Origin of the sequence: Mycobacterium sp. SMC-2 (genome assembly GCF_025263485.1) — a bacterium.
GTDB lineage: Bacteria > Actinomycetota > Actinomycetes > Mycobacteriales > Mycobacteriaceae > Mycobacterium.
Genome location: NZ_CP079863.1, coordinates 943,167 through 955,708, shown reverse-complemented (window position 1 = coordinate 955,708; position 12,542 = coordinate 943,167). Strand labels below are relative to the sequence as shown.

Annotated in this window: 11 protein-coding genes and 1 pseudogene; 4 read left to right on the top strand and 8 right to left on the bottom strand. The window is 68.0% G+C overall.

Going from position 1 to position 12,542, the window contains the following annotated elements; all coding sequences use genetic code 11:
* Window positions 1–26: 26 nt before the first annotated feature.
* Window positions 27–1,196 (bottom strand): CaiB/BaiF CoA-transferase family protein, encoded by a 1,170-nt coding sequence (locus KXD96_RS04565; protein WP_260743206.1) that lies wholly within the window; start codon window positions 1,194–1,196, stop codon window positions 27–29.
* Between the two features lie 23 nt (window positions 1,197–1,219).
* Window positions 1,220–2,763, bottom strand: a pseudogene (locus tag KXD96_RS04560) (DUF222 domain-containing protein).
* Window positions 2,764–2,908: 145 nt separating this feature from the next.
* Between KXD96_RS04560 and KXD96_RS04555 the strand changes: the two are divergent.
* A complete protein-coding gene (locus KXD96_RS04555) occupies window positions 2,909–3,592 on the top strand; it encodes a DUF427 domain-containing protein (RefSeq protein ID WP_260743204.1) in 684 nt (227 codons plus the stop codon).
* 66 nt (window positions 3,593–3,658) lie between these two features.
* Here the strand turns inward: KXD96_RS04555 and KXD96_RS04550 are convergent, their stop codons facing one another.
* The 3 genes from KXD96_RS04550 to KXD96_RS04540 are packed head-to-tail and all read right to left on the bottom strand — an operon-like array spanning window position 3,659 to window position 6,645.
* Window positions 3,659–4,828, bottom strand: a complete 1,170-nt coding sequence (locus KXD96_RS04550; RefSeq protein WP_260743202.1) for an acyl-CoA dehydrogenase family protein — start codon at window positions 4,826–4,828, stop codon at window positions 3,659–3,661.
* Window positions 4,828–5,748: an LLM class F420-dependent oxidoreductase gene (locus tag KXD96_RS04545; RefSeq protein ID WP_260743200.1), complete on the bottom strand. Its 921-nt coding sequence runs from the start codon at window positions 5,746–5,748 to the stop codon at window positions 4,828–4,830. Before KXD96_RS04545 ends, KXD96_RS04550 begins: the two co-directional genes overlap by 1 nt.
* 15 nt (window positions 5,749–5,763) lie before the next feature.
* Window positions 5,764–6,645 (bottom strand): acyl-CoA thioesterase II, encoded by an 882-nt coding sequence (locus KXD96_RS04540; protein WP_260743199.1) that lies wholly within the window; start codon window positions 6,643–6,645, stop codon window positions 5,764–5,766.
* Between the two features lie 209 nt (window positions 6,646–6,854).
* Here KXD96_RS04540 and KXD96_RS04535 point away from each other — a divergent pair, with 209 nt between their 5' ends.
* The 3 genes from KXD96_RS04535 to KXD96_RS04525 are packed head-to-tail and all read left to right on the top strand — an operon-like array spanning window position 6,855 to window position 9,088.
* Window positions 6,855–7,673: an SMP-30/gluconolactonase/LRE family protein gene (locus KXD96_RS04535; RefSeq protein WP_260743197.1), complete on the top strand. Its 819-nt coding sequence runs from the start codon at window positions 6,855–6,857 to the stop codon at window positions 7,671–7,673.
* 13 nt (window positions 7,674–7,686) lie between these two features.
* Window positions 7,687–8,523, top strand: a complete 837-nt coding sequence (locus tag KXD96_RS04530) for a thioesterase family protein (RefSeq protein ID WP_260743195.1) — start codon at window positions 7,687–7,689, stop codon at window positions 8,521–8,523.
* A 28-nt stretch (window positions 8,524–8,551) separates the two neighbouring features.
* The gene (locus KXD96_RS04525) at window positions 8,552–9,088 is read left to right on the top strand and encodes a TetR/AcrR family transcriptional regulator (protein WP_260743193.1); all 537 of its coding nucleotides are present in this window, start codon (window positions 8,552–8,554) and stop codon (window positions 9,086–9,088) included.
* Here KXD96_RS04525 and KXD96_RS04520 read toward each other — a convergent pair.
* The 3 genes from KXD96_RS04520 to KXD96_RS04510 all read right to left on the bottom strand — a co-directional run bounded on the left by KXD96_RS04520 (window position 9,085) and on the right by KXD96_RS04510 (window position 12,458).
* Window positions 9,085–10,425, bottom strand: a complete 1,341-nt coding sequence (locus tag KXD96_RS04520; RefSeq protein ID WP_260743191.1) for an FAD-binding oxidoreductase — start codon at window positions 10,423–10,425, stop codon at window positions 9,085–9,087. The two genes, KXD96_RS04525 and KXD96_RS04520, sit on opposite strands and share 4 nt — an antisense overlap.
* 175 nt (window positions 10,426–10,600) lie before the next feature.
* Window positions 10,601–11,341, bottom strand: a complete 741-nt coding sequence (locus KXD96_RS04515; protein WP_260743189.1) for a glucose 1-dehydrogenase — start codon at window positions 11,339–11,341, stop codon at window positions 10,601–10,603.
* 16 nt (window positions 11,342–11,357) lie between these two features.
* Window positions 11,358–12,458 (bottom strand): diacylglycerol kinase, encoded by a 1,101-nt coding sequence (locus KXD96_RS04510; RefSeq protein WP_260743187.1) that lies wholly within the window; start codon window positions 12,456–12,458, stop codon window positions 11,358–11,360.
* Window positions 12,459–12,542 lie beyond the last annotated feature (84 nt).

The window sequence follows — 12,542 nt, the reverse complement described above, 5'->3', positions numbered from 1 at the left end:
GAAATTTGTAAAGGTGCGACCGGTGGTCACGAGCCGCGGCGCGCCTTGAGTTCGGCGAGCACTTCCTCGGTATGTTGGCCGAGTTCCGGTGCCGCAGAACGCGGTGCCCATGGTGTGCCGTGGAAATCGGCCGGTGTTGCCACCATCGCGACACTGGCGTCCCCGTCCGGCACGTCGACGATGCCGCCCGCGGCGTGGAACTGCCCGTCGGCGACGACGTCCTCGAGGCTGTTCACCGGCGACCAGAAGAAGTCGGGTTCGGCCGCGAAGACCTGCGCCCATTCGTCGAGTGTGCGGGTGGCAAAGACCGCATCCAACTCGGCGATGAGCTCCGCCGCGTTGACGAAGCGCGCGTACGCGTCGCTGAACCGCGGGTCGGTCAGCCACTCCGAATGGCCCACGGCGCGACACAGCGGTGGCCAGTGCCGCTCGCCCTCGAGCCCGACGATCCAGAATCGCCGCCCATCGGCCGTGGCGTAGTTGTTCATGCAGGGATTGCCCATCGTCTCTCGCTGGCCGATCGCGATCGGCTGGCCGGTGAGCAGGTAGGTGTTCAGGTCGAAGCTCACGGTGTAGGCACCCTGGCGGTACAGCGAGGTGGTCACCAGCTGGCCGGTCCCGGTGCGTGCGCGGGCAACCAGCGCCGCGCAGATGGCGGCCGCCAGCGTCATGCCGGCCGAATGATCGCCCATGCCGCCGCGCTGGAACGGCGGCATGTCGCCGGGCCGGGTGAGCAGGTGCGCCACCCCTGCGCGCGACCAGAACGCGGCCACGTCGTAGGCGGCCCGATCGGCGTCGGGCCCGGATTCGCCGTACCCGGTGATCAGCCCGTAGACCAGGCGGGGGTTGTGGGCCGACACCGTTTCGAAGTCGAGCCCCAGGCGTTGCAACGCGCCGGGCCGCACGTTGGTCACGAAAACGTCCGCGTCGGCGAGCAATTCGAACGCGGTGCCGCGGCCCGCCTCCTCCGCGAGGTCCAACACGACACTGCGCTTGGAGCGGTTGTCCATTTCGAACGGCGGGTTGACGCCCAAATCGCAACCCAGCATCCTGCCAAACATGCGCCCGGGGTCGCCGCTCGGCGGTTCGATCTTGATGACGTCGGCGCCCCAGTCGGCCAGGATGCCGCCGGTGGCCGGCCCGGCCACCCAGACCCCGAGCTCGACGACCTTGACGCCCTCCATTGGTCCCGCCATGAAAGGCACAGTAACCAGCCGCTCTAGAACGGCGGATCGTCGGGCAGGGGATCCGACTCCGGATCGCCGGGTTCCCAGTCTGCGGGTAGCTCCTCGGGCTCGTGTGGATCGTTGACCCACCGACAGAATGGGCTGGTGCTCGGGCCGCCCTTGAAAGTGAACAGGGCGTCGCGCATGTGGTTCCGGAATTTGCGCGCCGCGATCTCGTCCTTTCGGGCCTGCTCCAGTCGGCGTCGCGCTTCGGTGATCGGTCGCTGCTGGCGATTATGGTTGCGCGCCCGGGCAATCCGACTGGCTTTCTGTTGCGATCTGCTCCGCCTGTTCGGCGTGGGTCTTCGGCATGCGGGCTTGGCGGCACTCGGGAACAAGTCTTGGCCGGCCGGTGACGTCGAATAGGTCTTTCCCGCGGGGGAGGTCCAGACGATGGTCCCGTCCGCCAGTTGTTTGTCAACCCAGCCGCCGAAGGTCTTGAGCCGATGATGTTGCCTGCAAAGGCATTTCAGGTTCTCGTACACCGTTTGCCCACCGGCTGCGGGGTTGGCGTGGTTGAACGGAATCGTATGGTCGATGTCGCAGACCGCGGCCGAACCGCTACATCCCGGGAAGCGGCAGGTCAAGTCACGGCAGCGCACAGCGCGCTCGAGCGACGCCGACGGTTGGTAACGCAAAGCGTCTAGCGGGCTGGTGAACGGGCCGATCACATGCAGCGCCGCGGTGGCCGCCAGCTCACGGACTTGTTCGGCATCGATCACCCCGTAGCCTTCCAGATAGCCCGGCGCGCGGCCATCGCCATGAACCGTCTGGTCGCTGGCCACCACATTGATCACGACCCGCGCTCCGCCCGCACGCTGATTGTCGTCACCGGTTTTGTTAGGGCAATCGGCTTGCCCGCAGCCGCACCCCAGCGGGCGGTCTTCCGCCAGGGCGGCCAGCGCGTCGGCGCGGCGCTGATCCAGCCTTCGCGAGTCCGCGGCGCACACTTGCGTGGCCAACTGGGACAGCCGTCGGTCAAACGCTGTGGCCGCTGCGGCCGCGACTGTGCCATAGATTTCCGTCATCCCGTTGCCAAGGTCGTGGGTGCCGACATGGCGGTCATCCTCGGCCGCCTGGCGGCGTTCGCGCGCGGCATCGGGGTCGACGAGGCGTACCGCGGCGTCCACGGCGTTGACGATGCGCTGCCGCGACCACCCGTGCCAGTTGCCGATCCGCGCGGCCAAGGACCGGTCAACCTTGGCCACCAACTCGCCGCCCATGATCAGATCGGTCCTGCTGGCGATCAACCGGACCGTGCGCCAGTCGGTTTGGCCCTCGGCCAGCAGCGCCGACACCCTCGGCAACCGGGCGTCCAGCGTGGCCGCATCCGACACCAGAAAACTGGCGGCCATCGGCGACAGGTTCATCGCCGCGGCCACCTCGCCAGCGGTCTGCTCGAACCCGGTGATCGACGCATAGCCGGGTTGGTCCTCGACCCGCTCGGTCGCGGCCTCCCGTCGCCGCAGCAACACCGCCACCGCCGCCATCGCCGCGCCACCAGCATCGACTCTTGGCGGTGGGTGGACTCAACCACGGCTACCAGCGCCGCCGGATCGAGGCGCTGCAGACTATCGAACATGCGTTCGGGTATGCCAGCCGGGTGTGACAAGATTCCCTACTACGCCCCAATCATGAGAATTGGCGAGGGCGCGAGCCGGTCACCGTAGAGAAGGAGCACTATGAGCCTGGTAGCCGGACGTGGTCCGCTCAGCAGCGACCCGGCCGGGCGATTTTCGCCCCCGCTGCCCGCCGGCGTCGTCTTCATCGAGCCTCATCCGCGCCGCGTGCAGGCCTTCCGGGACGGGCGTCTGGTGATCGACACCGAAGGCGCGCTGCTGGTGCACCGGCAGGGACATCCGCTGAGCTACGTCTTCCGGGCCGACGAGGTCGGCGACCTGCCCACCGAACCCGAGCCCGAGGCGCCGGGCTTCGTGCATGTGCCCTGGGATGCCGTCGACACCTGGCTGGAAGAGGGCCGCGAACTGGTGCACTACCCACCCAACCCGTACCACCGCGTCGACTGCCGCCCCACCAAGCGCCGCCTGCGCGTCTCGGTCGCCGGCACTGTGCTGGTAGACACCGACGACACCGTGATCCTGTTCGAGACCTCACTGGAGCCCCGGCTCTACGTCGATCCCGCCCACGTGCGCACCGGCCTGCTGCGTCCCTCGGAGACGTCGAGCTACTGCAACTACAAGGGGTTCGCCACCTATTGGTCCGCCGTCGTGGACGGCCACGTGGTCGACGACGTCGCCTGGAGCTATGCGGACCCGCCTCCGGAAAGCCTGCCCATCAAGGGATTTTTGAGCTTCGATCTCGCCCGGGCGGACGTGGTGGCCGAGCTGCCGCACACTGGCGGTTAGCTCCAGCCCGACGATCGCCAGCATGATTAGCACACCGCCGATAGTGCATGCCAAGGTCACCGAAGCCTAGCCGTAGCTAGGGCGTCCCAGCTTCAGCTCGTGCTGGGCGATCATGTTGCGGAACACTTCAAGGGTTCCGCCGTAGATCCCCAGCGGTAGCGCCAGGCGGTAAAGGTGTTCTGCCGCACCGTCGGTCGCCGAGCCCAAAGTCTCGGTGGGCAAAGCCGACGCGGTGCCCAGGATGTCCATCAGGTCCGGGGTGATGTCGCGCATGGTTTGCGCGACAGCGACCCGCCCGAACATTCCGGGCGTGGACAGCGCCGCCTCCATCCGCGCGGCGTCGCGCCCGAGCCGGTATTTCACCGAATCGTCGTCCAGCAGCCGCCCGTCGGGGCCCGGCGCAGCGACGACGGCCGCGACGGCGTCGACCACCTCGGCCATCAGGTCGCCGTGCGCCGCCATCGCGGCAATGTATTGCAGCCCATGGTCTTCCGGATCCACGATGCCGTGCTCGGAGTCCAGCGCCGCACGCATCACGGTCCAGCCACCGTTCACTTCACCGATGCGGTAGATGTCGTCGACGCGCACGTCGCTGTAGTAAACGATGTTGGTGCGATCGCCGTCCAGGGTGCGGATGCCCTGGATCTCGATGCCGGGCGAGTCCAGCGGAACCAGAAACATGGTGAGGTTCTTATGCTTTGGCCCCTGCGGGTCGGTGTTGGTGAGCAGAAAGACGTACCTGGCGTTCTGCGCGTTGGACGTGAACATCTTGGAGCCGTTGATAACCCAGGAGGCACCGTCGCGCACCGCCCGCGTCTTGCAGGTTGCGACGTCGGAGCCGCCTTCGGGCTCGGTGTAACCCAGACACAGCCGGATCTCGCCGGACAGCACACCGGGTATGACCTTGTCGGCGAGTTCGGGCACCCCGAATTGCCGCACCAGCCGAGCCACGACCGACGTGGTGCCCCAGTGATACCAAGGCGTATGGGCCCGGGCGATCTCGAGTTGAAAGATGCGCCGGCGAACCGGGCTGAAGCCGCCCTCGGACTCCAGCTTCCAGTCCGATGCCAGGTAACCGGCTTCACCCAGCGCCAAATGCACTCGCTCGTCGAAGTTTTCGCCGAACTCCAGCTGACGGTGCAGCACTTCGTCGGTGACGTGCTTCGCGATGAACGCCCGGGTCTCTTCGCGGAACGCCTGGTCCTCGGGCGAGAGTTCGACGCGGGAGAAGTCCATCAGGCCGCGTCGATCACGAGGGTGCGGAACCGGTCGAGCGTCTCGAGCGCGTGCGCCATGCTGTCCCCCGGGAGATGCACGCTCACCCACGTCACGCCGAGTTTCGCCAGCTTCTCCAGGCCGTCGAGGTAGGCGTCGGCGTTGAACGCGTCGTCGGCGGGGCTGCCGCCCTCGAAGTTGGTGAAGGTGATGTCGATTGCCGACCAGTCCCGGCCCTCGGCGTCACACCGGCGGCGCAGATCGTCGATGCCGTCGGTGAGCTTCTCCAGCGAGTCGATGACGGCTGTGCCCGCCGTCTGGGCCAGCTGGGGCGGCGCCGGAAAGGGGCACCACCCGTCGCCGTATTGCGCCACCCGCTGGCGTGCCGACGACGTGTTGCCGCCGATCCAGATCGGCGGATGCGGGTCACTGAGCGGACGGGGGTGCGCCGTGATCCCGCGTGCGCTGAAATGTTTTCCCTCGAAGGCGATGTCGTCGCCGGTCCAGACCGCCCGGATGGCCTGCAGCGCTTCCTCGAACAGCTCGGCCCGCTCGTCGTAGCTGACCCCGAGCGCGGCAAACTCCCGCTTGAGGTATCCCACGCCCACCGCCAGCGTGAAGCGGCCACCCGAGAGCAGGTCCAGCGTGGCCCCCGACTTGGCCACCACAAAAGGGTTTCGATACGGCAGCACCACGATGTTGGGGATCAACCGCAGCGTCGTCGTTGTCGCGGCCGCGAAACCCAGTGCGACAAAAGGATCCAACGCGTCATGCCCGCCGGCCTCCAGCCATCGCTGCGACGGCGCCGGGTGGTCGGTAAAGCCGAACCCGTGAATCCCGGCCGCCTCGGTGGCCGCCGCCACCTTCGCGATGCCGTCCCCGCTCACCAACTCCGGGTTGTACGGGTGGGTGATCATCGGGTGGGTGATGGTGAAGCGCATGAACGCGACCAGCCGCTAGAAGCGCGCGCGGGAATCGATGGCCGTGTCGCTGGTGCGCAGCGGACGGATCAGCGCCTCCTGGGCAAACGAGCAGAGCAGCTCGCCTTCCTCGGAGTGCACCGTGCCGCGCACGTACGACATTCCCGCGCCCACCTGTGTGCTCTCGTGGGTGTAGAGCAGCCAACCCTCCCAGCGCACCGGTTCGTGGAACACGACGGAGATGCTCATCGGCGCGGTGGACACGGTCAGGTGCGCCTGGGCGGTGCCGATGCCCGGGTGCGCCCGCATTGTGGTGGAAATCCCCAGATGGCCCGTGAAGTACGCGAGGAGCGCCTTGGCCAGGTCGTCGCGGGCCGGGATCGGCTCGTAGCGCAGCCAGACGTACAGCTCGGGGGGACCGACCTCGTCGGGGCTGTTCACGTCGACGACGTCGACGATCCGCACTTCCCGCCCGACCATCGGCATCTCGCAGCTATTGGCGTCAGCCGGGCCGGCCACATCGGGACGCGGCAGGTGATGGCGGATGACGTCACCGATCGGCACGTCGGCCAGCACCGTGATGCTCAGGCAGCGCCGCCCGTTCTGGTGCACGGCGACCACCGCGGTGGCGGTGGACCGCCCCTCGGCGACCACGTCGAGGACGAGCTCGATCGGCGGGCCGACGGTCACGGCGCGGGAGAACACGGCGTGCGCCGAGCGCACCGACTTGTCCGGGAATCGCTTGGCGACCGCGACGATCGCCTGGGCGAGCACCTGGGTGCCTTCCACCACCTGCCGTTCGTCGCCGACGGCGATGCCGGTCTCGCCGGTGAACCGGTCCTGCCCGTCGGCCTGCACGTCGAACAGATCCAGCAGGCCCTGCACCGTCCACTCAGTCTGCTCAGTTTCCGTGGTCAAATCCGCTCCATTCCTCGTTGGCAGCTCATCGCACAGCGTGACACTTTGACCAAGATTTGTAAAGCTTGGCTAACAAACTCAGGGGAGGCAACACAAGTGAGTGCACCCGGGCCTGCTCGGCTGCCCGGCTAACGCGCGAGATTGACACCGGTACCCGCGGTGCATGACACTTTGGCGGTGTTTTGTAAAGCGGAAGATGGCGTGCGCGGATGATTCCCAAACCGCTGGCCAACAGCTTCTGCTTCGGTGAGGGGCCGCGCTGGTTCGAGGGCCTGCTGTGGTTCTCCGACATGCTGGGCGAGGCGGTGCACACCTCCACCATGGGGGGCTCGCTGACCACGTTGCCGCTGCCCGGGCGCTCGCCGTCGGGCCTGGGTTTCCGCCCGGACGGATCGCTGCTGATCGTCTCGGCCGAAGACCGGAAGGTGTTGCGCTACGACGGTGAAACCGTGGTAACCATCGCCGATCTCGCCGACCTGGCACCGGCCAACCTCGGCGACATGGTCATCGACGACGCCGGCCGCGCCTACATCGGATGCCAGGCGCCGCGCGGCGGCCTCATCATCCGGCTGGATCCGGACGACAGCGCGACCGTCGTCGCCGAAGACCTCGATTTTCCCAACGGAATGGTGATCACGCCGGACCGCCGGACCTTGATCGTCGCCGAGTCGGTCGGCCGGCGGCTCACCGCGTTCGCGATCGGCGCGGACGGCGGGCTGGCCGACCGCCGCGTCTTCGCCGACGGTTTGGACGGGCCTCCCGACGGCATCGCGCTCGACGCCGACGGCGCGGTGTGGGCGTCGATGACACTGGCCCACCAATTCGAGCGGATCATCGAGGGCGGCGACGTGACCGACCGTATCGACATGGGTGATCGCGTTGCCATCGCCTGCGCGCTCGGCGGCCCCCAGCGACGGACGCTGTTCTTGCTGTCGAGCACGGACGCCTACCCCGAGCGCCTGGTCGGCACCCGGCTGTCGCGACTGGATGCCGTCACGGTGACCACCCCCGGCGCCGGCCTGCCCTGACGAGAGGTTGACGATGACCGACTCCTACTACGAGCTCATCGACGGGGCCGACCCGTTAGGGGAGAAGTTCCGGGCCACCGACCTGACGCGCGGCACCTGGTCGGCCGCGATCCAGCACGGCGGGCCGGTGTCAGCGCTGCTGGTGCGGGCGCTGGAGCGGTGCGAACGGCGCGGCGACACCCGGCTGTCCCGCGTCGTCATCGACCTGCTGGGCGGGGTGCCCGCCGACGGCGACCTGTGGGTGAGCGCGCAGCTGCAGCGGGGCGGGAAACAGATTGAACTGGTCAGCGCCGAGATGCTCGCCCCCGGACCCGACGGCGAACCCCGCCCGGTGGCACGCGCCAGCGGATGGCGGTTGCAGACGCTGGACACCCAGGCGCTCGCCCACTCCTCGGCTGCGCTGCCCGGGCCGCGGAGCCAGGCGCGCAACCGCAACCTCAGGGCGCGGGACTGGGACCGCAACTACGTGCACAGCCTGGACTGGCTGTGGCTGACCGAACCGCTGTGCGAGGGCCCGGGCGAATCGTGGATCCACCCGACCGTGGACCTGGTCACCGGCGAGAGCATGACACCGCTGGAGCGCCTGTTCGCGGTGGCCGACTGCGCCAACGGCATCGGCAGCAAGCTGGACATCTCGCGGTGGACGTTCCTCAACACCGACCTGGCCGTGCACGTGTTCCGGGTTCCCGACGGGGAGTGGATCGGGATTCGCGCCGATACCAGCTACGGCCCGGACGGCATCGGGACCACGGTTGGCACGTTGTTCGACGAGCAGGGCGCGGTCGGCGCCATCCAGCAGTCCGTGTTGGTGCGCCCGCGCCCACGCAAGTCTGGCCGGGAAGCGAAATGACCGTGCACCACTTCGTAGAGTTGCAGATATGAGCCGGCCGGCCCAGACCGCAGATCCTGACGCCTCGACGCGTCAGCGCATCCTCGACGCCACCGCCGAAGTGCTCGGCCGCAACGGCAAGACCAAGCTCAGCCTCTCCGACGTCGCGGCGCAAGCCGGGGTTTCACGCCCGACGCTCTACCGCTGGTTCGCCTCCAAAGAGGAGTTGCTGTCGGCCTTTTCGAGTTACGAGCGGCAGATCTTCGAGAGCGGCCTGGTCCGGGCGACCGCGGGTCTGAAGGGGGTCGACAAACTCGACGCGGTGCTGCGGTTCATCGTTGAGTACCAGCATTCGTACTCGGGCGTCCGCATGGTCGATGTGGAACCCGAACACACCATCGCCCAGTTTTCGTGGGTCATCCCGCAGATGCGGGAGGGCCTGCAGCGGCACCTGCCCGGACCCAACGCCGCGGTGAAGGCGGCGACGGTGATCCGGATCGCGATATCGCACTACATCGTCCGAAGCGACGACGCGGACCAGTTCCTGGCGCAGCTGCGGCACGCGGTAGGAATCAAGGGCAGCTAGTCGAACAGCACCGCGGCGTTTAGGTAGCCGGTCGGGTCCAACGCTGCTTTGATGGTCCGCATCGCCGCGATGTCAGCGGGCTCCCGTGACATGCCGAGGTAGCGCCGCTTGCGGGTGCCGACGCCGTGTTCGGAGCTGACGTTGCCGCCGGACCGCGCGATGAGTTCCATCATCGGCTCGTAGAGCGCAGCCTCCCGGTCCAGCGGGCAGCGCAACACGTTGAGATGAAGATTGCCCTCCCCTACGTGACCGAACAACACCGGCAGCGCCTCCGGCGCGTGAGTGCCGATCAAACCGGTTGCCTCCCTGGCGAATCCGTCGATCGAGGTTAGCGGCAAGGAGACGTCGAACTTCAGCGGCGGCCCGTAGCGGCCGAGCACCTCGGCGAGCGCCTCGCGAACCCGCCACAACCGTTGCTGCGCAGCCACATCCACGCCGACCGCCGGCTCGGAGCACATGCGCGCACCCGCGAGCAGGTCGGCGAGGCGGTCGGTCTGGTCGTGGTCGGCGGCCAGTTCGACCAGCAGCAGCCAGTCGCCGTCGACCGGAGATCCCATCCCGAGGTGCTCACCGGTCAGCGCGGCGGCCCGGCCGTCGATCAATTCCAGCGCCGCGATACCGTCCGCGTCCCGGAACGTCCGGCCGGCATCCACCAGCGCCGCCAAGTCGTCGAACCCGCAGATCGCCGTCACGCGCCGCGACGGGGTGGGATGCAGCCGCAGGTCCAGCGCGGTGATGACGCCCAGGGTGCCCTCGGCGCCGACGAACAGCGACGACAGGTCGTAGCCGGTGTTGTCCCGGCGCACCCGGCTGTGCCGGTGCAGCAGCGAACCGTCGGGCAGCGCCACCTCGAGGCCGACGACTTGTTCGCCCATGTTGCCGTACCGGACCGTGCGCAGGCCGCCGGCGTTCGTCGACGCCATGCCCCCGACGGTCGCGGTGTCCCGGGCGGCCAGGTCCACGCCGAACAGCAGGCCCGCGGCGCCGGCTGCGCATTGCACCGCCGCCAGGGTGGCGCCGGCGCCGACCCGGACGCGGCGCTCGACGGTGTCGACGTCATCGAGCGCGTGCAGCCGCTCGGTGGACAGCAGCACGTCGTCGTGCTCGGGGACGGTGCCGGCCACCAGCGAGGTGCGGCCGCCCTGCACCGTCACGTGCGCTCCGGCGTCCCGGCACACCCGCAGCACCTCCGCGACCTGTTCGGCCGAGTCTGGGCGCACCAGTGCGCTGGCCCGGCCCCGATAGCGGCCGGTGTGGTCGACGCTCCGGCCCACGAGCACGTCGGGATCGGTGACGACGTGGCTCGGTCCCACCACCTCGGCCAGGCTACGCAGCATGATCGCGGTTATAGCACCTCACGCCGCCGCCACAACGTCAGCCGAGGCCTCGGGGTCTGCACCAATAGGCGACTTCCGAATCCGATATCACCGGCGATATCACTTTCGCGGACCGACTGGTGGTGCTGTGGCGGTACTGGTGTGACGAATGTGGCTGCGGCAGCGCGCACCGCGGCTAGAACTGCTTATGCGGCACGTCGGTCACCAGGCCGCCGTCCATGACGAACTCGCTGCCCGTCGCGTAGGACGACTCGTCGCTGGCCAGGAACAGGATGAACGTCGAGACCTCCCGCGCCTCGGCCGGGCGACCGAGCGGAATGGTCACCATGTCCTCGGGCAGGTGCGCGGTCATCGGGGTGCGGATGAAGCCGGGGTGCACGGAGTTGACCCGGATGTTGTGCGGCGCCAGCTCCAAAGCCGCCGACTTCGCCAGCCCGCGCACCCCCCATTTGGAGGCGACGTAGGGGTGCACCATGGGCGCGCCGCGCAGGCCCTCGATCGAGGACACGTTGATGATCGAGCCGCCGCCGGCCGCGATCATCGGTTCGACGGCCACCCGCATGCCCAGGAAAGTTCCGGTCAGGTTGACGTCAATCACCTTCTGCCACTTGGCCAGATCGAAACTCTTCAGCGGTCCGAGGGCGACGGTCCCGGCGTTGTTGACCAACACGTTGAGCTTGCCGAATTCGCCAACCGCGGTCTCGACGGCGGCGTCCCACTGGTCGGGCTGAGTGACGTCGAGGTGGACGTAGCGAACCGAGTCACCAATTTCGTCGGCCACCGCCTTGCCCTCGTCGTCGAGGATGTCGCCGATCACCACCTTCGCGCCTTCGGACACCAGCAGCCGCGCATGCTCGGCGCCCATTCCCCGGGCGCCCCCGCTGATCAGCGCGACTTTGCCTTCTACCCGTCCCACAGGGACTCCTTTCGATTTAGCGGCTCACCAAAGTGGTTGGTGCGTAAAGGCCTTTTCCGGTCACCAGCGGCAGATCCAGCGTGGTCCGGATGCCCGGCGGCGCGGCGATGACCGCGGGGATGGCGTTGACGATGCGGCCGGCGGCGCCGGCGATCGCGGCGTGGTTGTGGTCGCCCTTGCGGCTGCTCGGGATGATGTCGACGGCATACGACGGTTCGCCGGTGATCTCTACGCGGTACGAGCCGTCCCCCGCGGCGGGCTGAGGCAGGTCCGGTCGCAGGTCGGGCCGCAGCCGGGTGACGTGCTCGATGATGATGGCCGGATGCCCCTTGACCATGCCGCGGATCTCGAACTGCAGCACGGCCATGGTGCCCTTGGCGACCCGTCCCACCGCGATGTCGAAATCCTCCGGCGCCGGCTCGCGCTGGTAGGACTCGGTGATCTCATCGACCTCGATGCCCAGGCCGGCCGCCAGCTGACGGATCGCGGTACCCCACGCGATGCTCAGGATGCCCGGTTGTAGCAGCATCGGGATTTCATCCATGGGACGGGCGAATCCCATGTAGTGCATCACCTCTGCGCCGCCGTAACTGGCGTAATCGTGAATCTCCATGCAGCGCACCTGCTCGACGCGCTGGCACGTCCCGGCGAGCGCGAACGGGATCAGGTCGTTGGCGAATCCCGGGTCGACGCCGCTGATGAATATACTCGAATTCCCTTGCCTGGCAGCATCTTCGACGCGCTCGATGTATTTGCCGGGCATCACGCCCCACGGGTATTGCAGCAGCCCGGGCGACGACCCGACGACGTTGACGCCGGCGGCTAGAATGCGCATGACGTCGGCCATCGCCTCGGGCAGCCGGGTGTCGCCCATGGCGCAGTAGACGACGCACTCGGGCTTGGTGGCCAACAGGGCGTCGAGGTCCGAGACGGCCGCGACGCCGGTGACGACACCGGGTTCCAGTCCGACGCCGCACAGTTCGCCGGCATCCTTGCCCACCTTCTCCGGGGTGGACACGCACACGCCCGTCAGCTCGAACTGCGGGTTGGTGACGAGTGCGGCGAGGGCCAACCCTCCGACGTTTCCGGTACCGACGTGCGCGACGCGGATCGCCATGAGAGTCTCCGATCGTTGAGCGCTCCAAACTTTTCTAGACAGTAGTCCATTAAATTCGCAGCGCATACCGGCGGACCGGTCCCG

What these genes read in the sequence shown, in the direction of transcription:
- KXD96_RS04565 (WP_260743206.1), bottom strand. Translation starts at nt 1,196, where the DNA reads ATGGCGGGACCAATGGAGGGCGTCAAGGTCGTCGAGCTCGGGGTCTGG.
- KXD96_RS04555 (WP_260743204.1), top strand. Translation starts at nt 2,909, where the DNA reads ATGAGCCTGGTAGCCGGACGTGGTCCGCTCAGCAGCGACCCGGCCGGG.
- KXD96_RS04550 (WP_260743202.1), bottom strand. Translation starts at nt 4,828, where the DNA reads ATGGACTTCTCCCGCGTCGAACTCTCGCCCGAGGACCAGGCGTTCCGC.
- KXD96_RS04545 (WP_260743200.1), bottom strand. Translation starts at nt 5,748, where the DNA reads ATGCGCTTCACCATCACCCACCCGATGATCACCCACCCGTACAACCCG.
- KXD96_RS04535 (WP_260743197.1), top strand. Translation starts at nt 6,855, where the DNA reads ATGATTCCCAAACCGCTGGCCAACAGCTTCTGCTTCGGTGAGGGGCCG.
- KXD96_RS04530 (WP_260743195.1), top strand. Translation starts at nt 7,687, where the DNA reads ATGACCGACTCCTACTACGAGCTCATCGACGGGGCCGACCCGTTAGGG.
- KXD96_RS04525 (WP_260743193.1), top strand. Translation starts at nt 8,552, where the DNA reads ATGAGCCGGCCGGCCCAGACCGCAGATCCTGACGCCTCGACGCGTCAG.
- KXD96_RS04520 (WP_260743191.1), bottom strand. Translation starts at nt 10,425, where the DNA reads ATGCTGCGTAGCCTGGCCGAGGTGGTGGGACCGAGCCACGTCGTCACC.
- KXD96_RS04510 (WP_260743187.1), bottom strand. Translation starts at nt 12,458, where the DNA reads ATGGCGATCCGCGTCGCGCACGTCGGTACCGGAAACGTCGGAGGGTTG.